General features: G+C 72.1%; 19 protein-coding genes and 1 pseudogene. 15 read left to right on the top strand and 5 right to left on the bottom strand.

What is annotated here, in order from left to right; translation table 11 throughout:
- Nucleotides 1–678: FG-GAP repeat domain-containing protein (locus tag ACZ5DS_RS31415; protein ID WP_468245232.1), on the bottom strand; the 678-nt coding region annotated here is incomplete at its 3' end.
- A 248-nt stretch (nucleotides 679–926) separates the two neighbouring features.
- On the opposite strand from ACZ5DS_RS31415, the gene glmS reads away from it, so the two are divergent.
- Nucleotides 927–2,774 (top strand): glutamine--fructose-6-phosphate transaminase (isomerizing), encoded by a 1,848-nt coding sequence (glmS, locus tag ACZ5DS_RS31410; RefSeq protein WP_468245230.1) that lies wholly within the window; start codon nucleotides 927–929, stop codon nucleotides 2,772–2,774.
- A 55-nt stretch (nucleotides 2,775–2,829) separates the two neighbouring features.
- Here the strand turns inward: glmS and ACZ5DS_RS31405 are convergent, their stop codons facing one another.
- Nucleotides 2,830–3,471 carry an HAD family hydrolase gene (locus ACZ5DS_RS31405; RefSeq protein WP_468245227.1) on the bottom strand — a complete coding sequence of 214 codons (642 nt, stop codon included), beginning with the start codon at nucleotides 3,469–3,471 and terminating at the stop codon, nucleotides 2,830–2,832.
- Nucleotides 3,472–3,695: 224 nt separating this feature from the next.
- Between ACZ5DS_RS31405 and ACZ5DS_RS31400 the strand changes: the two genes are divergently transcribed.
- The 7 genes from ACZ5DS_RS31400 (at nucleotide 3,696) to ACZ5DS_RS31370 (ending at nucleotide 10,045) form a co-directional block, all read left to right on the top strand.
- Nucleotides 3,696–4,067 carry a holo-ACP synthase gene (locus ACZ5DS_RS31400; RefSeq protein ID WP_468245225.1) on the top strand — a complete coding sequence of 124 codons (372 nt, stop codon included), beginning with the start codon at nucleotides 3,696–3,698 and terminating at the stop codon, nucleotides 4,065–4,067.
- 47 nt (nucleotides 4,068–4,114) lie between these two features.
- Nucleotides 4,115–5,548, top strand: a complete 1,434-nt coding sequence (locus tag ACZ5DS_RS31395) for an NAD(P)H-hydrate dehydratase (RefSeq protein WP_468245223.1) — start codon at nucleotides 4,115–4,117, stop codon at nucleotides 5,546–5,548.
- A 126-nt stretch (nucleotides 5,549–5,674) separates the two neighbouring features.
- Nucleotides 5,675–6,634, top strand: a complete 960-nt coding sequence (locus tag ACZ5DS_RS31390) for a L,D-transpeptidase (RefSeq protein ID WP_468245221.1) — start codon at nucleotides 5,675–5,677, stop codon at nucleotides 6,632–6,634.
- Nucleotides 6,635–6,680: 46 nt separating this feature from the next.
- The gene (gene alr / locus ACZ5DS_RS31385; RefSeq protein WP_468245219.1) at nucleotides 6,681–7,847 is read left to right on the top strand and encodes an alanine racemase; all 1,167 of its coding nucleotides are present in this window, start codon (nucleotides 6,681–6,683) and stop codon (nucleotides 7,845–7,847) included.
- Between the two features lie 141 nt (nucleotides 7,848–7,988).
- Nucleotides 7,989–9,251, top strand: a complete 1,263-nt coding sequence (locus tag ACZ5DS_RS31380; RefSeq protein WP_468245217.1) for an alpha/beta fold hydrolase — start codon at nucleotides 7,989–7,991, stop codon at nucleotides 9,249–9,251.
- Nucleotides 9,217–9,729, top strand: a complete 513-nt coding sequence (tsaE, locus tag ACZ5DS_RS31375; protein WP_468245215.1) for a tRNA (adenosine(37)-N6)-threonylcarbamoyltransferase complex ATPase subunit type 1 TsaE — start codon at nucleotides 9,217–9,219, stop codon at nucleotides 9,727–9,729. Before ACZ5DS_RS31380 ends, tsaE begins: the two co-directional genes overlap by 35 nt.
- A gap of 145 nt (nucleotides 9,730–9,874) precedes the next feature.
- A complete protein-coding gene (locus ACZ5DS_RS31370; RefSeq protein WP_468245213.1) occupies nucleotides 9,875–10,045 on the top strand; it encodes a hypothetical protein in 171 nt (56 codons plus the stop codon).
- A 15-nt stretch (nucleotides 10,046–10,060) separates the two neighbouring features.
- Here ACZ5DS_RS31370 and ACZ5DS_RS31365 read toward each other — a convergent pair whose 3' ends face one another.
- Nucleotides 10,061–10,618 carry a hypothetical protein gene (locus ACZ5DS_RS31365; RefSeq protein WP_468245212.1) on the bottom strand — a complete coding sequence of 186 codons (558 nt, stop codon included), beginning with the start codon at nucleotides 10,616–10,618 and terminating at the stop codon, nucleotides 10,061–10,063.
- A gap of 125 nt (nucleotides 10,619–10,743) precedes the next feature.
- On the opposite strand from ACZ5DS_RS31365, the gene tsaB reads away from it, so the two are divergent.
- From tsaB to ACZ5DS_RS31345, 4 genes are read left to right on the top strand one after another with little or no spacing between them, the layout of a single operon-like run.
- Nucleotides 10,744–11,400, top strand: coding sequence for a tRNA (adenosine(37)-N6)-threonylcarbamoyltransferase complex dimerization subunit type 1 TsaB (gene tsaB / locus ACZ5DS_RS31360; protein WP_468245210.1), 657 nt, complete (start codon nucleotides 10,744–10,746; stop codon nucleotides 11,398–11,400).
- 17 nt (nucleotides 11,401–11,417) lie between these two features.
- Nucleotides 11,418–11,915 (top strand): ribosomal protein S18-alanine N-acetyltransferase, encoded by a 498-nt coding sequence (gene rimI, locus ACZ5DS_RS31355; RefSeq protein WP_468245301.1) that lies wholly within the window; start codon nucleotides 11,418–11,420, stop codon nucleotides 11,913–11,915.
- On the top strand, nucleotides 11,908–12,993 hold the full coding sequence (tsaD, locus tag ACZ5DS_RS31350; protein ID WP_468245207.1) for a tRNA (adenosine(37)-N6)-threonylcarbamoyltransferase complex transferase subunit TsaD: 1,086 nt from the start codon (nucleotides 11,908–11,910) through the stop codon (nucleotides 12,991–12,993). Before rimI ends, tsaD begins: the two co-directional genes overlap by 8 nt.
- Complete coding sequence (locus ACZ5DS_RS31345) at nucleotides 12,990–13,247, top strand: hypothetical protein (protein ID WP_468245206.1); 258 nt, start codon at nucleotides 12,990–12,992, stop codon at nucleotides 13,245–13,247. The genes tsaD and ACZ5DS_RS31345 overlap by 4 nt, the downstream gene beginning before the upstream one ends.
- Before the next feature lie 189 nt (nucleotides 13,248–13,436).
- Here ACZ5DS_RS31345 and ACZ5DS_RS31340 read toward each other — a convergent pair whose 3' ends face one another.
- Together ACZ5DS_RS31340 and ACZ5DS_RS31335 are read right to left on the bottom strand one after the other, a co-directional pair.
- Nucleotides 13,437–14,306 carry a COG4705 family protein gene (locus ACZ5DS_RS31340; RefSeq protein WP_468245203.1) on the bottom strand — a complete coding sequence of 290 codons (870 nt, stop codon included), beginning with the start codon at nucleotides 14,304–14,306 and terminating at the stop codon, nucleotides 13,437–13,439.
- Between the two features lie 152 nt (nucleotides 14,307–14,458).
- A pseudogene (locus ACZ5DS_RS31335) lies at nucleotides 14,459–16,521 on the bottom strand (glycoside hydrolase family 3 N-terminal domain-containing protein); the annotation flags it as partial.
- 112 nt (nucleotides 16,522–16,633) lie between these two features.
- Between ACZ5DS_RS31335 and ACZ5DS_RS31330 the strand changes: the two are divergent.
- The 3 genes from ACZ5DS_RS31330 to ACZ5DS_RS31320 all read left to right on the top strand — a co-directional run bounded on the left by ACZ5DS_RS31330 (nucleotide 16,634) and on the right by ACZ5DS_RS31320 (nucleotide 19,335).
- The gene (locus ACZ5DS_RS31330) at nucleotides 16,634–17,665 is read left to right on the top strand and encodes a LacI family DNA-binding transcriptional regulator (protein WP_468245201.1); all 1,032 of its coding nucleotides are present in this window, start codon (nucleotides 16,634–16,636) and stop codon (nucleotides 17,663–17,665) included.
- Nucleotides 17,666–17,801: 136 nt separating this feature from the next.
- On the top strand, nucleotides 17,802–18,194 hold the full coding sequence (locus ACZ5DS_RS31325) for an endo-1,4-beta-xylanase (RefSeq protein ID WP_468245198.1): 393 nt from the start codon (nucleotides 17,802–17,804) through the stop codon (nucleotides 18,192–18,194).
- Between the two features lie 85 nt (nucleotides 18,195–18,279).
- The gene (locus ACZ5DS_RS31320) at nucleotides 18,280–19,335 is read left to right on the top strand and encodes an LCP family protein (protein ID WP_468245196.1); all 1,056 of its coding nucleotides are present in this window, start codon (nucleotides 18,280–18,282) and stop codon (nucleotides 19,333–19,335) included.
- Nucleotides 19,336–19,346 lie beyond the last annotated feature (11 nt).

Genomic DNA, 19,346 nt, shown 5'->3' with positions numbered 1-19,346 from the left:
GTTGTTTTCCTTCTCGCCTTCCTCTTTTCCCCCTCCGCGCCTTGGGGGGGGGGTCCCCCCCCCCCCCCCCCCCCCGGTGCCCGGCACGTAGTAGTTGACGTTGTGGTACTTGCCGTCGGTCCAGGTGGTGCGGCTCAGCCCGTTGACCATGAGGTCGGCCCGGCCGTCCCCGGCCGTGAGGTTGGTGATCCCCGCGTCCGGCGCGCCGCGCAGCGGCAGCGAGCGTGTCGACAGGGCACCGGCCTTCCCGGTCCTCGCGATGCCCTTGCGGAAGGTGTAGAGGGTGGAGGAACTGGTGCCTACTGCCAGATCGGTCCTGCCGTCTCCGTCGAAGTCGCCCGCCGCCGGCGACGCGCCGAACCGGTCGTGCTCGGTCGGAGCAGGGTCGGGGACCGTGGAGCCGGTGGTCAGGCCCCTCGGCGAACCCCAAAGGATCTGCAGCAGACCCGCGTTGGTGTCCCTGCCCACGTCCTCCAGCGGGCTGCCGACCGCGAGGTCGGGGTAGCCGTCGCCGTTGAAGTCCCCGGGCGCGCTCGCCGCACCGAAGAGGTCCCCGTTCTCGGCCGTGCCCGGCACCCCGGTCGAGTCCTGGTCGACGGTGGTGTGCCGGGCGGCCGCGACGCCCTGGGCAGAGCCGTAGAACGCGGTGACGGAACCGGCGCGCCACTTCCCGTGCACCCAGACGGCCGGCTCGGTGACCGCGAAGTCGCCGAATCCGTCTCCGTTGAAGTCGGCCTCGGCCTGCTTCGCGGCGGACGCTACTGCGGTCGCGGCGGCGGCCGCAAGGCTCGCACGGCTGTACGCGCGACCTGTCAGCGTGATCTGTCAGCGCGATCGGGAATCCGTGGCCGAACCCCGCCGAGAATTTCCGATTTCGGGCACGCGGCGGCTCTTTCCGGGCCCTTGCGGACCGTAGGCTGCCGCTCATGTGCGGAATCGTGGGATACGTGGGATCGCAGTCGGCGCTCGATGTCGTGATGGCCGGGCTGAAGCGGCTGGAGTACCGGGGCTACGACTCGGCGGGCGTCGCCGTGCTGGCGGACGGCGGGATGGCCGCCGCGAAGAAGGCCGGGAAGCTGGTCAACCTGGAGAAGGAACTGGTCGACCGGCCGCTGCCGGCGGGCTCGACGGGTATCGGCCACACCCGCTGGGCCACCCACGGCGGCCCGACGGACGCGAACGCGCACCCGCATCTCGACAACGCCGGCCGGGTGGCCGTCGTCCACAACGGCATCATCGAGAACTTCGCCGTGCTGCGTGCCGAGTTGGCCGAGCGGGGACACGAGCTGTCGTCCGAGACGGACACCGAGGTCGTCGCCCATCTCCTCGCCGAGGAGTTCTCGTCGTGCGCCGATCTCGCCGAGTCCATGCGGCTGGTGTGCCGGCGGCTGGAGGGCGCGTTCACGCTGGTCGCGGTGCACGCGGACGAGCCGGACGTGGTCGTGGGCGCGCGCCGGAACTCCCCGCTCGTGGTGGGCGTGGGCGAGGGCGAGGCGTTCCTGGCCTCCGACGTCGCCGCGTTCATCGCCCACACCCGCTCGGCGATCGAGCTGGGCCAGGACCAGGTGGTGGAGCTGCGCCGGGACGGCGTGCGGGTGACGGGCTTCGACGGCCGCGAGGCGAACGTACGGTCGTACCACGTGGACTGGGACGCCTCGGCCGCCGAGAAGGACGGCTACGACTACTTCATGCTCAAGGAGATCGCCGAGCAGCCGAAGGCCGTCGCCGACACGCTGCTCGGTCGCATCGACCCGTCCGGCTCGCTCACTCTGGACGAGGTGCGGATCAGCGCCTCGGAGCTGCGCGAGGTGGACAAGGTCGTCATCGTCGCCTGCGGTACGGCCTTCCACGCCGGCCTGATCGCCAAGTACGCCATCGAGCACTGGACGCGGATCCCGTGCGAGGTGGAGCTGGCGAGCGAGTTCCGCTACCGCGACCCGATCCTCGGCTCCCGCTCGCTGGTGATCGCCATCTCCCAGTCCGGCGAGACCATGGACACGTTGATGGCGCTACGGCATGCGCGGGAACAGGGCTCGAAGGTCCTGGCCATCTGCAACACCAACGGCTCGACGATCCCTCGCGAGTCGGACGCGGTGCTGTACACGCACGCCGGTCCGGAGGTGGCCGTCGCCTCCACCAAGGCGTTCCTGACGCAGCTGGTCGCGTGTTACCTGGTGGCTCTGTACCTGGGCCAGGTGCGCGGCACCAAGTGGGGCGACGAGATCCAGGCGGTGATCAAGGATCTGTCGCGGATCTCCGTCGAGGTCGAGCGGGTCCTGGAGACGATGGAGCCGGTACGGGCGCTCGCACGCTCCCTGGCCGAGAAGAACACGGTGCTGTTCCTGGGCCGGCACGTGGGGTACCCGGTCGCCCTGGAGGGCGCCCTCAAGCTCAAGGAACTCGCCTACATGCACGCCGAGGGCTTCGCGGCGGGCGAGTTGAAGCACGGCCCGATCGCACTGATCGAGGAGGACCTGCCGGTCGTCGTGGTCGTGCCCTCGCCCCGGGGCCGGTCCGTCCTCCACGACAAGATCGTGTCCAACATCCAGGAGATCCGAGCACGCGGAGCGCGGACGATCGTGATCGCGGAGGAGGGGGACGAGGCGGTGGTCCCGTACGCCGACCACCTGATCCGCATCCCGGCGACCCCGACCCTGCTCCAGCCCCTGGTGGCCACGGTGCCGCTCCAGGTCTTCGCCTGCGAGCTGGCCGCCACCCGGGGCAACGAGGTGGATCAGCCGCGGAACCTGGCGAAGTCGGTGACGGTGGAGTAGACAAAGCCGTTGGGGCAGGTCGGGGACATGGAGGAGGGGCGGGGGCTGGGGTTGGTCAGGGCGTGTGAACTGCAGTCGGCGTGATGGACGCGAAGGTCAGGATGTGCGGGACCGCCTCGCGCAGGGTTCCGAAGTGGCGGTGCACGCCGTCCACCGCCTCCGTGGCGTTCACGCCCCATACCGTCATCCCGGCGCGCAGGCCCGCCTGCACTCCTGACGGGGCGTCCTCGATGACCAGGCAGTCCTCCGGCTCGGCACCCAACTGTGCGGCGGCCTGCAGATAGGGCACAGGGGAGGGCTTGCCCTCCTCGACGGCGGCCGCGTCCACGATCACGCCCGGCAGCGGCAGGCCGGTCCGCTGGAAACGGCCGCGTACCCGGTGCTCGTAGTTCGAGGTCACCAAGGCCCAGGACTCCGGTGGCAGGCCGTGCAGCAGCTCCGACGCACCGTCGAACGCCGTGTAGACGCCGGACCGTACGTCCTCGTCCTCCAGTTCGTGCAGCAGCGCCAGGCAGGCCTGCGGATCGCGGTCCGGGGCGACCTGCGCGAACGTCTCCATGGGCCGTGTCCGCAGTGCCACCCGGTGGACCTCGTCCCCGTCCAGGCCGTACCGCTCCGCCCAGGTTGCCCATACCCGGCGCTGGTTGCTCACCGCGTCGATCAGCGTGCCGTCGACGTCGAACAGGATGTACTTCATGGCCCTCAGTCTGTCTCCGATGCGGCGAGGACGATGACGCGGGTGCGGGTGGTGACGAGCATTAGTGGTGCATCTGTCCCAGCAGGTGGGTGAGTGGCGGGGTCTTTTCGTGGGCCAACAGTGTGTGGGGGCCTCCGGGGTGAGACAGATGCACCACCAGCTGCCTTGCACTGCGTCGGTGACGGTTGAGCAGGTCTGCAGATCCTCACCATAGGGTGCTGCCCATGAGCATCATCGGGGTCGGAATCGACGTCGCCGAGATCGATCGGTTCCGGGCGTCGCTGGATCGGACGCCTGGGCTGGCCGATCGGCTGTTCGTGGAGAGCGAGTTGCTGCTGCCCAACGGGGAGCGGCGGGGCATCGCCTCGCTGGCGGTGCGGTTCGCCGCCAAGGAGGCGCTCGCGAAGGCGCTGGGGGCTCCGCCGGGGCTGCACTGGACCGATGCCGAGGTGTATGTCGAGGACAGCGGGCAGCCCCGGCTGCGGGTGAAGGGGACCGTGGCCGCGCGGGCGGCGGAGTTGGGCGTGCGGTCGTGGCACGTGTCGCTCAGCCATGACGCGGGGGTCGCGTCGGCCGTGGTGGTCGCCGAGGGGTGACGTCCCCCGGGTGTGGCAGCCGGTGTTTCCGGGGGAGACTCGATGCCATGCGTACTGCGTACAGCGTGGAGACGGTGAGGGCGGCCGAGCGGGAGTTGATGGCGCGGCTTCCGGAGGGTGCGCTGATGCAGCGGGCCGCCGCCGGGCTGGCCGCCGCCTGCGCGGGGCTGCTCGGGCGCGTGTACGGCAGTCGGGTGGTGCTGCTCGTCGGGAGCGGGGACAACGGCGGCGACGCGCTGTATGCGGGGGCACGGCTGGCGAGGAGAGGGGCCGGGGTCACGGCCGTACTGCTGGCGCAGCCCGAACGCACCCACTCCGGGGGGCTCTCCGCGCTGCTGCGGGCGGGGGGTTCCGCTGCGGCGCCCGGCTCCGCCGAGGAGGTGATCGCGCGGGCCGACCTCGTCGTGGACGGCATCGTCGGGATCGGCGGCAAGGGCGGGCTGCGGCCGGACGCCGCGGCGCTGGCCGGTGTCGTCGAGCGGTCGCGGGCCGCTGTCGTCGCGGTGGATCTGCCGAGCGGGGTCGAGGCGGACACCGGGGAGGTGCGGGGTACGGCGATGACGGCCGACCTCACCGTGACCTTCGGCACGCACAAGCCGGGGCTGCTGATCGACCCCGCGCGGGAGTACGCCGGGTCCGTGCGGCTGATCGACATCGGGCTCGAACTGCCGCCGGAGCCCGAGCTGGAGGCGTTGCAGCATGCCGATGTGGCGCGGCTGTTGCCGGTGCCTGCGGCGGAGAGCGACAAGTACCGGCGGGGCGTGGTCGGGATCGCCGCCGGGTCAGCGCGGTATCCGGGCGCCGCCGTGCTCGCCGTCTCCGGGGCGCTGCGGGGCGGGGCCGGCGCCGTACGGTACGTCGGGCCCGCCGGGGCGGCGGTCATCGCCCGGTTCCCGGAGGCACTCGTGTCCGACCGGGGGCCCGCCAAGGCCGGGCGGGTGCAGGCGTGGGTGGTCGGGCCGGGTGCCGGGGACGATGCGGCGACCGTGGGGGAGGTGCTCGACCTGGACGTGCCGGTGCTGCTCGACGCCGACGGGTTGCGGCTGGCCGAGCGGAACGCCGTGCGGGGGCGTACGGCGCCGACGCTGATGACGCCGCATGCCGGCGAGGCGGCAGCGTTGCTCGGGGTGCCTCGGGAGGAGGTCGAGGGGGCTCGGCTGGCGGCGGTGCGGGAGTTGGCGGCGGTGTACCGGGCGACCGTCCTGCTGAAGGGCTCCACCACGTTGGTCGCGGACCCCGCGGGAGGGGCCGTACGAGTGAACGCCACGGGGACGGGGTGGCTGGCCACGGCCGGGAGCGGGGACGTGCTGTCGGGGCTGGCCGGGTCGCTGTTGGCGGCGGGGTTGTCCGCGCGGGACGCGGGGAGTGTGGGGGCGTATCTGCACGGGCTGGCCGGTCGGTTGGCGGCGCAGGGGGCGCCGGTGGGGGCGCATGACGTCGCCGAGGAGTTGCCGTCGGCCTGGCGGGATGTCTACCGGTAGGTCGAGGGGGGATACGCGTGCGAACTGCACCTGATTGCCGAATAAGGCTGTAGCCGGCTCCACCCCCCGGGTGACCCCTCCGCGCGGCAGCCGGGATCCGGCAGGGGTGCGCGTTTGGCTGATTGCATGATCAGCAGACGAATCGCGCACCAAGGCGCCGTGGTGGTGCTCGCCACCGCGACCGCCCTCCCGGCGGCCGGAATCACCGGAATTGCCGGAATCGCTGGTACCGCCGTAGCCGCCCCCTTGCCCGCAACGAGCCGGGCCGCCAAGCCGGCTCCCCCCGCACCCGCACCCGCCCCTGCCCCCGCCTCCGAACTGGTCCCCGGCGTACCCCCGGGCCCGGCCCAGCCCTGGCAGATCGACACGCCCGACCAGATGCTGCCTCCGAAGGTCTTCACGCCCTCCAAGGAGGAGGAGGCCCGGGAACCCAGGGAGGCGGCTCCGGGGACGTACGACCTCATCGAGTACGTGCCCCTCGCCGATGCCATCTCCAAGGAGACGTGCAGCAAGCAGGCCGGGCCCTACCAGCGGCAGGTGGAGCGCTGGCTGAAGCTGAAGGTGGACGGGAAGCAGTCCGTCTCGGACTGCAAGGCGGTCCGCGCCTTCCAGGTCAAGAACAAGATCAAGCCCGCCATCGGCTTCGCCGGTCCCGTCACCTGGTCGACGATGATGCTGATCTCGGCGAAGAAGAACCCGAACGCGGCCAAGAAGTGCCCGGTGAAGTCGTACCGGGTCGCCTGCGTCGATCTGGACCGGCAGCTGACCTGGGTGCAGAAGGGCAGCAAGGTGGTGTTCGGGCCGGTGCCGATGCGCAGCGGGCGCAAGGGGTACGTCACCCGTAAGGGCTGGCACACCGTCTACTGGCGGCACAAGAACCACGTGTCGACCCTGTACAACCAGCCCATGCCGTATGCCCAGTTCTTCGACGGCGGCGAGGCCTTCCACGCCGTCTACGGCAGCATCTACACCACCGTCGGCTCCTGGGGCTGCGTCAACATGAAGCTCGGCGACGCACGCAAGCTGTGGGACGTGCTGAAGAAGGGCGACCACGTCTACGTGTGGGGGCGGCGGGCCGGTACCTGAGACTGCGGCCGGGGCTCGTGCGGCCCTCTGAGAGACTGGGGGCGCCATGAGTGAGACTGCAGCTGTGCCGACCGCGCCCCTGCGCGCCCGGGCCGAGATCGATCTGGCCGCCCTGCGCGCCAATGTGCGGGCCCTGCGTGCCCGGGCGAAGGGCGCTGCCCTGATGGCCGTCGTCAAGTCCGACGCGTACGGCCACGGGGCGGTGCCGTGTGCCCGCGCGGCCGTGGCGGCGGGGGCCACCTGGCTCGGCACGGCCACCGCGGAGGAGGCGCTCGCGCTGCGCGCCGCCGGTCTGGACACGCGCGTGCTGTGCTGGCTGTGGGTGCCGGGCGGGCCCTGGCGGCAGGCCATCGAGGCCGACATCGACGTCTCGCTCAGCGGGATGTGGGCGCTGCGCGAGGTGACGGAGGCCGCCCGGCAGGCGGGCCGAACCGCGCGGGTGCAGCTGAAGGCCGACACCGGGCTCGGGCGCAACGGCTGCCAGCCCGCCGACTGGCCCGAGCTGGTCGGCGAGGCGCTGCGCGCCGAGCGCGAGGGACTGGTCCGGGTCACCGGTCTGTGGTCCCACTTCGCGTGTGCCGACGAACCGGGGCATCCGTCCATCGACGCCCAGCTCACCCGGTTCCGCGAGATGGTGGCGTACGCCGAGGAGCAGGGCGTGCGCCCCGAGGTGCGGCACCTCGCCAACTCCCCGGCCACGCTCACCCTTCCGGAGTCCCACTTCGACCTGGTCCGTACCGGTATCGCCCTGTACGGCGTCTCGCCCAGCCCGGAGATCGGCACCCCGGCCGACTTCGGCCTGCGGCCGGTGATGACGCTCCGCGCTTCGCTCGCGCTGGTCAAGCACGTGTCGGGCGGGCATGGGGTCAGTTACGGCCACCACTACGTCACCCCGGGGGAGACCACCCTCGGCCTGGTGCCCGTCGGCTACGCGGACGGCATCCCGCGGCACGCTTCCGGCACCGGTCCCGTGCTGGTCGACGGCAAGTGGCGGACCGTCGCCGGGCGGGTCGCGATGGACCAGTTCGTGGTCGACCTCGGCGGGGACGAGCCCCCGGTGGGCGCCGAGGCGGTGCTGTTCGGGCCCGGCGACCGGGGCGAGCCGACCGCCGAGGACTGGGCGCAGGCCTGCGGCACGATCGCGTACGAAATCGTCACACGGATCGGAACGCGTGTTCCTCGCGTCTATGTGAACGAGGAAGAAGAGGGGTAACCCCTTCAAAGCCGGGCGCCCCCCGCTCGGTGACCTCTGTCACGCCCGGCAACACGCACCAGATGCGCACCACACGCACCACACTGGCATCACCTGTTTCATTCACCCAGCGAACTGCAGTACGGCGAAGAGGAGCGGTACGTGAGCGAGAGCAGTGCGGAGGCCGTGGCGGACGCCCTCGCCTCGGCGGCTGCCGCCGCCTCCGCCGCGGAGGCGGCCGGGAGCTGGCGCAGGGCGACCGGCATCGCCGGTGCCGCGATAGGCGTCCTCGCCGCGGGTGCGGCGGCCGGTGTCGCCATCGAGCGGATGACGGTAGGCCGCGGGATGCGCCGCAAGGCCCGGCTCGCGCTGGACTCGGCGGGCCCCTACGGCACCCTGCGCGGCACCCCCGGCAAGGCGTACGCCGACGACGGCACCGAGCTGTACTACGAGGTCGACGACGTCGAACCCGACCCCGGCCCGAACGTCTCCCCGCGCCGCCGCCGGCTCTTCGGCCGCAAGGCGCCCGCCCCGGTCACCGTCGTCTTCAGCCACGGCTACTGCCTCAACCAGGACTCCTGGCACTTCCAGCGCGCGGCCCTGCGCGGGGTCGTGCGGACCGTGCACTGGGACCAGCGCAGCCACGGGCGCTCCGGGCGGGGCGTGGCCCAGAGCCAGGACGGCGTGCCCGTCACCATCGAGCAGCTGGGTGCCGACCTGAAGGCGGTCCTCGACGCGGCCGTACCGAACGGGCCGATCGTGCTGGTCGGCCACTCCATGGGCGGCATGACGATGATGGCGCTGGCCGCCCAGTACCCGGAGCTGATCCGGGACCGGGTGGTCGCCACCGCCTTCGTCGGCACGTCCTCGGGGCGGCTCGGCGAGGTCAACTTCGGGCTGCCCCTCGCCGGCGTCAACGCGGTGCGCCGGATCCTCCCCGGGGTGCTGAAGGCCCTCGGGCAGCAGGCGGAGTTGGTGGAGAAGGGCCGCAGGGCCACCGCCGATCTGTTCGCCGGGATCATCAAGCGGTACTCGTTCGCGACCCGGGACGTCGACCCGGCGGTCGAGCGGTTCGCCGAGCGGATGATCGAGTCCACGCCGATCGACGTGGTCGCCGAGTTCTACCCGGCCTTCACCGACCACGACAAGACCGAGGCGCTCGCCTGCTTCCGGGACTTCCCGGTGCTCGTGCTGGCCGGGGTGCAAGACCTGGTCACGCCCAGCGAGCACAGCGAGGTCATCGGCGACCTGCTGCCGGACGCCGAGCTGGTGCTGGTGCCGGACGCCGGGCACCTGGTCATGCTGGAACACCCGGAAGTGGTCACGGACCGCCTGGCCGACCTGCTCACCCGCGCGGGTGCCGTGCCCGCAGGAGCTACGGTAAGTGGCTATGGAAGCACCAGCAGCACCGCACAACCCCGCTGAGACCCGGCTGACCGTCACCTCTCCCGAGCAGATGCGAGAGCTCGGCCGGCGGCTGGCCAAGCTGCTGCGCGCGGGCGACCTGGTGATGCTCACCGGGGAGCTGGGCGCGGGCAAGACGACGCTGACCCGCGGGCTCGGCGAGGGGCTCGGGGTGCGGGGTGCGGTCACCTCGCCGACCTTCGTGATCGCCCGGGTGCATCCCTCGCTCGGTGACGGCCCGCCGCTCGTCCACGTCGACGCCTACCGGCTCTCCGGCGGCCTCGACGAGATGGAGGACCTGGACCTCGACGTGTCCCTGCCCGAGTCGGTGATCATCGTGGAGTGGGGCGAGGGCAAGGTCGAGGAGCTGACCGAGGACCGGCTCCAGGTCGTCATCCACCGGGCCGTCGGAGACACCACCGACGAGGTACGGCACGTGACCGTGACCGGGCTCGGGGCGCGGTGGGACCAGGCCGGTCTGGAGACGCTCGCGGCCTGAGCGGCCGTACCTTCCGAATCCTCGTACTTTCCGACATGCCGTCGGCAACATATTGCGCAGGGCATCCCGGGCGTGGTCACATGGTATCCAGCCCGTAGTTAGGTGTGCCTAACTACGCTCCGCCCCCGCACCACAGGAGGCGTCCATGCCCGCTTCCCGCCCCACGGCACAGCCGGCCGAGCGCCCCGTGCCCGGCGGAGTGTCCATGCGCGATCTGCTGGCGTCGTGCGCGGCCGCGGACGCGGTCTCCAGGCCGCCGCGGGCGCCGGAGCCCGAGAAGCCCGAGCGGGATCGGGGGCACCGCGAGGCCGCGTAGCGGCGGCACGGGTCGCTAACGGATCACCACGACCGGCACGCCGATCGTCGCGAACCTCCACATCGCGTCGCCGTCCTCGCGCCGCTCCCGGATGCCGCCCGTCCGCACGCCCTCGGTGGTCGTGCCCGTGCTGTCGCCCACCGCCGCGCTGAAGCCGATCACCACCCCGTCCACGCTGGTGAAGCGCACCACGTGCTCGATGGGGACGCCGTCCGTCCCGGTGACCGCGTTCGACCGGGACGTGACCCAGTAGGTGCCCGTGGGCGGGTCGACCGTGCCGGGGTGCACCCCGAAGCTGCGCTGCACCCGGCCCAGCTCGTCGACCAGCCAGATCCGGTCGTCGTCCACGGAGTACACGACCCGCTCGCCCTTGCCCGAGCCGCTCGGCAGGGCGCCCGGGTTGTGCCGGTCGCGCGGGGCCTTGCTGACGCTCGCCGAGGGCGACGCGCCCGCGCCGGGCCGGCTGCCGAGGCCCGGCGGGACGGTCGCGAACGCCTGGTAGGCGAGGAAGCCGACGGCGCCCAACGCGGCCGCGGTCAGGCCGGCCACGAAACCCGAGCTGGTCCCTGCCACGTCCGCTCACCTCTCCCTCGCGTCCTGTCTCGTGTCATATGTCGTACTTCGTACAGACCGTAGCAGTCGGTCACGGTCCGCCCCTGACGGCCATGCAGGAGGCGCGGGCGCCGTAGGCTGTTTGCGTGCTCTTGCTCGCTCTGGATACCGCCACCCCCGCCGTCACCGTCGCGCTGCACGACGGCACGGACGTCATCGCCTCGTCGAGTCAGGTGGACGCGCGTCGGCACGGAGAGCTGTTGCTGCCGGCCGTCGACCGTGTGCTCGTCGAGGCGGGGCTCAAGCTGGAGGCCGTCACCGGGATCGTGGTCGGCATCGGCCCCGGCCCCTACACCGGCCTGCGCGTCGGCCTGATGACGGCCGACACCTTCGGCCTCGCGCTCGGCGTCCCCGTGTACGGCCTGTGCACGCTGGACGGCCTCGCCTACGCCGCCGACATCGAGAAGGGCCCCTTCGTCGTGGCGACCGACGCCCGGCGCAAGGAGGTCTACTGGGCGACGTACGCCGACTCCCGCACCCGCCTGACCGCCCCGTCCGTCGACCGCCCCGCCGACATCGCCGAACGGGTCGCCGGGATGCCCGCGGTCGGCGCCGGCGCGCTGCTCTACCCGGACACGTTCCCGAGCGCCCACGAGCCCGAGCACGTGTCCGCCGCCGCCCTCGCCTCGCTGGCCGCCGAGAAGCTGGCCGCGGGCGAGGAGCTGGAGGAACCGCGTCCGCTGTACCTGCGCCGTCCCGACGCCCAGGTGCCCAAGAACTACAAGGTGGTCACGCCCAAGTGACCGCACAGCTGCGCGAGATGCGCTGGTGGGACATCGACCCGGTCCTGGAGCTGGAGAAGGACCTGTTCCCCGAGGACGCCTGGTCCCGGGGCATGTTCTGGTCCGAGCTGGCCCACTCCCGGGGCCCCGGGGCGACCCGGCGCTACCTGGTGGCCGAGGACACCGGCCGCGTCGTCGGCTACGCGGGCCTGGCCGCCTCCGGCGAGCTGGCCGACGTCCAGACCATCGCCGTGGCCCGCGACCTCCAGGGCACCGGCCTGGGCGCCGTCCTGCTGACCGAGCTGCTGAAGGCCGCCACCGCCTTCGAGTGCCACGAGGTCATGCTCGAGTGCCGGGTCGACAACATCCGCGCCCAGAAGCTCTACGAGCGCTTCGGCTTCGAGCCCATCGGCTTCAGACGCGGCTACTACCAGCCGGGCAACGTGGACGCCCTGGTGATGCGCCTGACCACGGAACCCGAGGGCGGCTCTGCCGCGGGTTCTTCCTCCGTACGAGAAACCGAGACCAATGACTGACGAACCCCTCGTCCTGGGCATCGAGACCTCCTGCGACGAGACCGGCGTCGGCATCGTCCGCGGCACCACCCTGCTGGCGGACGCCGTCGCCTCCAGCGTCGACGAGCACGCCCGCTTCGGCGGAGTCGTACCCGAGGTGGCGTCCCGGGCGCACCTGGAGGCGATGGTCCCGACCATCGACCGCGCTCTGAAGGAGGCGGGCGTCTGCGCGAAGGACCTCGACGGCATCTCGGTCACCGCGGGCCCCGGCCTCGCCGGTGCCCTGCTGGTCGGCGTCTCGGCGGCCAAGGCGTACGCCTACGCGCTCGGCAAGCCCCTCTACGGCGTCAACCACCTCGCCTCCCACATCTGCGTGGACCAGCTGGAGCACGGCCCGCTGCCCGAGCCGACCATGGCCCTGCTGGTGTCCGGCGGCCACTCCTCCCTGCTGCTGTCCGAGGACATCACCTCCGACGTCCGCCCGATGGGCTCGACCATCGACGACGCGGCCGGCGAGGCCTTCGACAAGATCGCCCGCGTGCTGAACCTGGGCTTCCCCGGCGGCCCGGTCATCGACCGCTACGCCCGCGAGGGCGATCCCGAGGCGATCCCCTTCCCGCGCGGCCTGACCGGCCCGCGCGACCCGGCGTACGACTTCTCCTTCTCCGGCCTGAAGACCGCCGTGGCCCGCTGGATCGAGGCCAAGCGCGCGGCGGGCGAGGAGGTCCCGGTCCGTGACGTGGCCGCCTCCTTCCAGGAGGCCGTGGTGGACGTCCTGACCCGCAAGGCGGTCCGCGCCTGCAAGGACGAGGGCGTCGGTCACCTGATGATCGGCGGCGGTGTCGCCGCGAACTCGCGCCTGCGGGAGCTGGCCCGGCACCGCTGCGAGGCCGCCGGCATCGAACTGCGCGTGCCGCGCCCCAAGCTGTGCACGGACAACGGCGCGATGGTCGCGGCCCTCGGCGCCGAGATGGTCGCCCGGGGCCGGGCCGCCTCCAGCTGGGACCTGTCCGCCGACTCCTCCCTGCCGGTGACGGACCCGCACGTCCCGGGCCACGACCATGTGCACGAGGTCAGCAAGGAGAACCTCTACTCGTGACCGTCGCCCTGATGTGGGAGGCCCGGGCCGTCGAGGGGCGGGGCGCGGAACTGCTCGCCTGGGCGCGGGCGCAACGGCTCGCCCGGGAGCCCGTGCGCCGCGAGACCTTCCGTGCCCCGCAGGACCGGGTGCTGGTCATCACCTGGTGGGACGCGCCGTACGACGCCTCGCTGCCCGAACTTCCCGAGCCGGACGCGGAGTTGGTGACCCGGGCGGTGCACCGGTGGCGGTTCGAGACGGTGGCGGAGGGCTGAGGTTTGCGGGACCCGGCCGTAGTTCGCTATGATCATCACACAGCGAACGGCCGGAACTCCGGTTGGGACGCAGTGCGTTGGTGGTCCAAGGAAAGACGCCCCGCTTCCTGCGGGGAAATGCAGGTGCAAGGCCTGCCCGGCGCTCCATAGACACCCCGCCCCCGGGTCTCCGGGGGCGGGGTGTTCTCGTTACCGGCGGCCGGCCTTCTGGGGGCCGGCCGTCTTCGCCTCCGGGGCTTCGAGCGCGGCCGTCCCGGTCTTCCGCTCCTGCAGGTGCGCGTACGCCATGAGGCCGAACAGGATCGCGAGCAGCACCGCCGACGAACCGGCCGTACCCAGGTCCAAGCCGCCCTTGGCGACCGGCTTGGTGAGGAAGTCGCCCGCCGTGGCGCCCAGCGGGCGGGTCAGGACGAAGGCGATCCAGAAGAGCAGGACGTTCGGGACGGCCGGCACCTTCATCAGCGCGAGCAGCACGAGCAGCAGGCCGGTCACCAGGGCCGCGCCGCCCAGGTAGCCGAGGCCCGAGCTGTCGGAGAGGAAGTCGCCCATCGAGGTGCCGAGCGTGTTGGAGACCAGGATCGCCGACCAGAACAAGGCCTCGCCCCCGAAGGTGACGATCTCGGTGATCTGGAAGGTCATCCCGCTCAGCTTCCAGCCGAGGAAGATCAGCAGCAGGATCGAGACCAGGATCGCCGCGCCCTCCGGGTAGCCGAGGCCGAGGCCCTGCGGTCCCCAGCCCAGCTTCGTGGCGCCGCCCGAGAGGTACTTGGCGCTGGCGTCCCGGTTCATGAAGTCGGACATCGTGGTGCCGGCCATGGAGGTCGACAGGATCACGGTCCAGTAGAAGAACGGGTTGTAGCGGGACGAGCGCAGCTGGATCACCAGCGTCACCACGAAGACCAGGAACAGGGTGATGGTGGTGAGGAAGTAGCCGAGCTTCAGCGTCTGCGCGAACAGATCGCCCGCCGTCTCACCCAGGGTCGTCGCGGCGATCTTCATGATCCAGAACGCCAGCGTGACCTCGGGCAGCTTCTTCATCACGGACTTCGTCGTCGTCAAAGGTGCTCCTGTGGGGGTGGGGGGTGATCAACTTCGGCCCGACCCTGCCAGGCGCAACCTGAACCCATCCTGAACGCCGTGTCAGAGGTCTTGCGGAAAGGGGTTCCTTGTGCTTCCGCTGTGGCTCAATACGTCCCCTCGACCCCTTCTGCTCAATCAGTTCCCTCGGACACCGCCACCTCGCAGCGCAGCCGCCGATCCGCCCCGACCACCCGTACCGGCCCCGTCAGCCGCAGCCGCGCCGTGTGCCGTACCTCGGCGCTCGACGGGCCGAGGCGCAGTTCCAACCGACGCCACCGGATCGTGCAGGTACAGCTGGACGACCTCCGCGCCCGCGCGCTCGCCCGTGTTGCGGACCGTCAGCGAGAGGTCGTACGAGCCGTCCGTGCCGATCTCCGTGACGTCGTCCCACGCACGCCTCCCAGGCGAAGGTCGTGTACGAGCGGCCGTGCCCGAAGGGGTACAGCGGGGTCGGGTCCAGACTGCTGACCTCGCTCGCGCGGCCCAGCGGGGGCTGGAGGCAGGTCCAGGGCTGGCCGCACGGCAGGCGCGGGACGCTCACCTGGAGGCGGCCCGAGGGGTTCACCCGGCCGGACAGGACTCCGGCGAGTGCCGGGCCGCCCTCCTCGCCGGGGAAGAAGGCCTGCACGACCGCGTAGACCCGGCCCTGCCGGCGGCCCAGCGCGTACGGCCGCCCGGTCAGCAGGACCAGGACCACCGGGACGCCCGTGGCGACCAGTGCGTCCAGCAACCCGCCCTGCACGCCGGGCAGTTCCAGGTCCGCGGCATCGCAGCCCTCGCCGGACGTGCCCCGGCCGAACAGGCCCGCGCGGTCGCCGAGGGCCGCCACGCACACGTCCGCCTCGGCCGCCCGGGCGACCGCCTCCGTGAAGCCGGTGGTGTCCGGGTGCTCGACCCCGCAGCCCTCGGCGAACGTGACCTCGGCGTCCGGGAGTTCGGCGCCTAGGGAGTCCAGGAGAGTCGGGATCGTCAGGCCCAGCGGGACCTCGGGGTGGTGGGGGAGGACGTGGGACGGGAAGGAGTAGCAGCCGAGCATCGCCAGCGGGTCCGCCGCGCGGGGGCCGACCACCGCGACACGGGTGTCGGGGGCCGGCGGGAGCAGGCCGTCGGGGTTGTCCAGCAGGACCACCGACTCCTCGGCCAGCCGGCGGGCGAGCGCCCGGTTGTCCGGCGGGTCGAGGTCGACGGGGCCGGGCGGCTCCGGCTGCTGCCAGTCCGCGTCCAGCAGGCCCGGGTCGCACTTCTGGAGCAGGACGCGGCGGGCCGCCCGGTCCACCAGGGACTCCGGGACGCGGCCCTCGCGTACGGCGGTCACGAGCGGGGGGCCGTAGCAGTGCCGGGTCGGCAGCTCGACGTCGATGCCCGCCGCGAGGGCCAGGTGTGCCGCGCCCGCCTCGTCCCCGGCGACCCGGTGCCGGCTCTGCAGGAAGCCGATGCCGAAGTAGTCGGCGACCACCGTGCCGGTGAAGCCCCACTCGTCGCGCAACAGGTGGCTCAGCAGGGCCGGGTCGGCGGAGACCGGCACGCCGTCGGTCTCGGTGTACGCGGCCATCACCGAGCGCGCCCCGCCCTCGCGCAGCGCCATCTCGAACGGCGGCAGGGTCACGTCCGCGAGCTCGCGTACGCCCGCGCGGACGGGGGCGAGGTTGCGGGCGCCCGCCGAGGAGGCGTACCCGGCGAAGTGTTTGAGGGTGGCGACGATCCCGGCCGACTCCAGACCGCGCACATAGGCCGCCCCGACCGTGCCGACCAGGTACGGGTCCTCGCCGATCGTCTCCTCCACCCGGCCCCAGCGCGGGTCGCGGACCACGTCCAGGACGGGCGCGAGGCCCTGGTGCACGCCGACCGCGCGCAGATCGCGGCCGATGTGCCGGCCCAGCTCCTCGACCAGCGCCGGGTCGAAGGCAGCGCCCCAGGCCAGCGGCACGGGGTACGCCGTCGCGCCCCAGGCCGTGAACCCCGCCAGGCACTCCTCATGGGCGATGGCCGGGATGCCGAAGCGGCCCGCCGCTGCGATCCGCCGCTGGGCACGGGCCAGGGCCTGCGCGCCCACGGCCGCTTCCACGGGAGCGGTGCCGAAGGAGCGGGTCAGCTGGCCGAGGCCGTGGGTGATCAGCTCGTCCCATTCACCGGCGGAGGGGCGGGCGGTCATCTCCCGCTGCAGCGGGGCGACCCCGTCGCCGTCCGTGGCGGCGACGGGGTCGCCCACACGCTCGCGAATGTTTCGATCGAGTATCGAATGTTCCGGGAACCTATGGCGCGTGAAGACCTTCGTCAAGAGGGGCCGCAGGGATACGATCCCGGGCATGAAGCCTTCGAAGCCCGCAGACACACGGACGGCTACCCTCGCCGAAATCGCCCGGGAGGCCGGGGTGTCCGCTCCGACTGTTTCGAAGGTCCTCAACGGCCGCGCCGACGTCGCCCCGGCGACCCGTAACCGTGTCGAGGAGCTGCTGCGCGCCCACGGCTACCGGCGCCGACGAGCCGAGGCCTCCCGCTCGCCGCTGATCGACCTCGTCTTCCACGAGCTGGACAGCGCCTGGGCGCTGGAGGTCATCCGGGGCGTGGAGAACGTGGCCCGGGACGCGGGCCTGAGCGTGGTGCTGTCCGAGTCGGCCGGGCGGCTCACCCCGGGGCGGACCTGGACCGACCAGGTCGCCGCCCGCCGCCCGCACGGCGTGGTCCTCGTACTGTCCGGCCTGGACGAGTCCCAGCGGGCGCTGCTGACCAGTCGGTCCATCCCGTTCGTGGTGATGGACCCGGCCGGCGACCCCGGCCCGGACGTCCCCTCGATCGGCGCCACCAACTGGCAGGGCGGCCTCGCCGCCGCCCGCCATCTGGTGGACCTCGGCCACACCCGGATCGGCGCGATCAGCGGCCCCTCCCGGATGATGTGCAGCCGCGCCCGCGTCGACGGCTACCGGGCCGCCCTGGAAACCGCCGGGCTCCCCGTCGACCCGGGTCTGATCAGGACCGGCGACTTCCACCACGACTCCGGCTACCGCCTGGGCCTGGAACTGCTGCGCGGTCCCGACCGGCCCACCGCCGTCTTCGCGGGCAACGACCTGCAGGCGCTGGGTCTGTACGAGGCCGCGCGCGAGCTGGGCCTGCGCATCCCGGAGGACCTGAGCGTGGTCGGCTTCGACGATCTGCCGGTGGCCCGCTGGGTGGGCCCGCCGCTGACGACCGTACGGCAGCCGCTGACGGAGATGGCCGAGGCCGCGGCCCGGCTGGTGCTGGAGCCGGCCCGCGGGGAGGACGAGCGGGCGGCGACCCGGATGGAGCTGGCGACGAGCCTGGTGGTGCGGTCCAGCACGGGTGTGCCTCCGGCGGCTTAGTGGTTCGTATTGACGGGTATCGAGGGCCACCCCACCCCACACTGCTCCGAAGCCAGTCGGTCATCCAACCGAAACTTTCGGAGGCGCCTGCGGCCCGGACGCCAGGCTGTACATCAACGACTACAACGTCGAGGGTGTGAACGCGAAGTCCACCGCCCTGTACAACCTGGTCAAGTCCCTCAGGCAGCAGGGCGTTGCGGTCGACGGCGTCGGCCTCCAGGCCCACCTGGTCCTCGGCCAGGTGCCGGCCACGCTCCAGCAGAACATCCGGCGCTTCGCCGACCTCGGCGTGGACGTGGCGATCACCGAGCTGGACGTACGGATGCCGCTGCCCGCCGACCGTACGAAACTCGCCCGGCAGGCCGAAACCGGCGTACCACGGCATCGCCGAGGCGCTGGGCGGTACCGGGTCCACCCAGGGGTGCGCGGCGACGTGAGGAACGCCGGCTGCACCCAGTCGGGCGCGACGGTGTCCTGCGCGAACGGTTCAACGCGTCGTGGAGCGGGAGCAATCCGGTGCCCGCCGTGACGTTGGGATGAGAATTTCCCGAGAAAACGGGTTCTCGGGGCTTCCGCTAACAGTCCCCTAATAATTCGGACTTACGTTCCTGCCCGTGACGCGACACGAGGAGCAAGGCGACGCGGGCAGACGGGTGGGCCGGCGGTCGAGGGCGCTGAAGGCCGTCGGCCTCACCCTGGCGGGACTGCTGGTGCTGGGCACGGCCGCAGCCGGCTGTGCGTACTGGCACCTCAACAACAACATCACGAGCGTGGACATCGACAGCGCGCTCGGCGACAACCGCCCGGCGGAGGCGGCGATCGCCCCGGCCGCGTCCGCGTCGGCCGACGCCTCCCCGCTGCCCACCGGTGCCCTGAACATCCTCGTTCTCGGCTCCGACTCACGCAGCGGCAAGGCCAACCAGGAGCTGGGCGGCGGCGACAGCTCCGGCGCCCGCTCCGACACCGCGATGGTGGTGCACCTCGACGCCGGCCGGACGAAGGCGACCGTCGTCAGCATCCCGCGCGACACCCTCGTCACCCGTCCGTCCTGCCCGCTGTCCTCCGGGGGCTCGACGGCGGTGGCGTACCACGCGATGTTCAACAGCGCCTACTCGGTGGGTGGACCGGTGTGCGCGGTGAAGACCGTCGAGTCGATCACCGGCGTCCGCATGGACCACTACCTCGAGATCGACTTCTCCGGCTTCGCCAAGCTGGTGGACGCGCTCGGCGGGGTCACGGTCACCACCGACCAGGACATCGACGACGACAAGAGCCATCTGCACCTCACGGCGGGCACCCACCACCTGGACGGCACCCGGGCCCTGGCCCTCGCCCGCACCCGGCACGGCATAGGCGACGGCAGCGACCTCGGCCGCATAGGCCTCCAGCAGAAGCTGGTGAAGGCCCTGCTGGAGCAACTCGCCGCCACCGACCTGCTCACCGACCCCGCCAGGCTCTACCAGGCCGCCGACGCGGTCACCGCCAGCCTCACCACGGACACCGGCCTGGACTCCCTGGGCGAGCTGACGAGACTCGGCCAGAGCCTGAAGGGCCTCACGGCCGACCGGGTGACGACGGTGACGATGCCGGTCGTCACGGCACCCTCCGACCCCAACCGCGTGGTGGCGAAGGAACCGGCGGCGAGCGAACTGTGGGCTTCGCTGCGCTGAGAAAAAAATCT

The sequence above is a fragment of the Streptomyces sp. NPDC031100 genome (genome assembly GCF_055570785.1).
Note: the sequence above shows the minus strand (reverse complement) of the source record. Positions and strands in the feature narration are given on the sequence as shown.